A 1,573-nucleotide genomic window follows, 5' to 3' on the forward strand; every position below is an offset into this window, starting at 1 on the left:
CTTGAGTTTCCGCAAACTGTAATTCAAAAATGAATATGTCTGCCCAAAGTGCCAATCTGCCGACTTTTTGAAAAATTCAGAATGGCAGTTCTGTGATTAGGGGCACTTTAATAAGCCCCGCCGGAACCGGACTTTGGGAGACATATTTTTTTATGTATTTAAACAGCCAGCTTAAGACAGAGTTGACGGTATGCAGGACGTTTCGTCCGAAACCATAGTCGGATGCCTTCTTTTGCATAGGATAGTATGCCGGAGATGCCTTTTGCCAGCCGATAATAGCAGAAAGATATTTTCACTTTTATGGGATCTGCTGTCTTTATAATAGCAACTTTAAGGGCATTTGTTTCCGGCTTCATGGAAATATGAGCCAGGAATGCCATGCATAAAGTGATATAGAAATTTAAGGCATTGATTGCTTTGAGCTTCCGTACCCGGAAGTTTTCAAATTGAAACATCTGTTTTTTACAGCGGAAATATTCCTCAATGCGCCATCTGGAAAAATAAAGTTTTGCAATCTTTATCACATCGTCTTTCGATTTGATTTCTTTGTTCGTTGCAAGCATCATAGGTTGGTCAGTAATGCCGTAAACAAGGACTAAATAAATATCTTTTCTGGATGCAGTTATCTGTACTTTTACATGGGAAAGATAAGCCTCATGCCGCTTCCCTTTGTAGAACAGAGGCAGTTTTACCTTGCCTTTCCTGCGGCTGCGCAGTTCGGTGGCAAATACCCATTTATTATGATACAGGAGCTTCCGCTTTGCAGTCAGACGAATCACATAGTCCTGATTCATGGAATCCAGTTTTAGAAACATCTTGTTATCATCATATCCGCGATCCATGACAAAGGTTGCTTTTTCAAATAAAGCAGCTGCACGTTCCATAGCAGAAAAGGTAATATTGTTGATGGATGTGAAGCCTTTTTCATTTGAAGAATGGATTTTAGAAAACAGACTGACAGGATGATTGTTGTTGGTAAGGACAGTGGCTTCCGTTACATGATACCCTTTCTTATAGACATTTTTTGTAGAAGTACTCTCAGAGCCATCGCGTACCCAGCCAAGGGATTCGAATTTATAACCATCCGGTTTTACTACGTCACTGTCATCGATATGAATGACAGGATGAGCCGGACACCATTTCTTTATGTGGGTCAGGTAGGCTCTCAAAGCATCTTTTGGTGTACCTTTTGACAAATGTCTGGAAAGGCGGTCGACACTGTTGATTTTTTTGGAATGCTCATGTAACTGGTCAACAATGTCTGTAAGGAGACAACTGTTGGAAGCAAGAATACCATAATTCATGTCAGCTATAAACTTTTTTTCCGGTTTGGGAAGCTTTCTGGAAATTTTATTGGAAAAAGTTAAAATTTCCCGTTTCATTTGATAAGTTTTTGATGTACAATTAACCACAGGGAATCCTCCTCTTTTTTGTTTAGTACGATTTTTTTGTGGTGATTAAATTTTACATCAAAAAGGAATAGGATTCCTTATATTTTTGGCATTTTTAAAAAGTTGTTAATAATCAGCAAGGATGATTATAGGTTCTGTGGATAAAACTGCGGAAACTCAAG

Annotated in this window: 1 protein-coding gene; it reads right to left on the reverse strand. The window is 38.8% G+C overall.

Features of this window, described 5'->3' with window-relative positions; translation table 11 throughout:
- Positions 1 to 158 precede the first annotated feature (158 nt).
- Positions 159 to 1,412, reverse strand: coding sequence for a transposase (locus G5A70_RS15435; RefSeq protein WP_226853778.1), 1,254 nt, complete (start codon positions 1,410 to 1,412; stop codon positions 159 to 161).
- Between the last annotated feature and the right edge of the window lie 161 nt (positions 1,413 to 1,573).

Origin of the sequence: Blautia hansenii, from assembly GCF_013304445.1 — a bacterium.
In the GTDB taxonomy this organism is placed as follows: domain Bacteria; phylum Bacillota; class Clostridia; order Lachnospirales; family Lachnospiraceae; genus Blautia.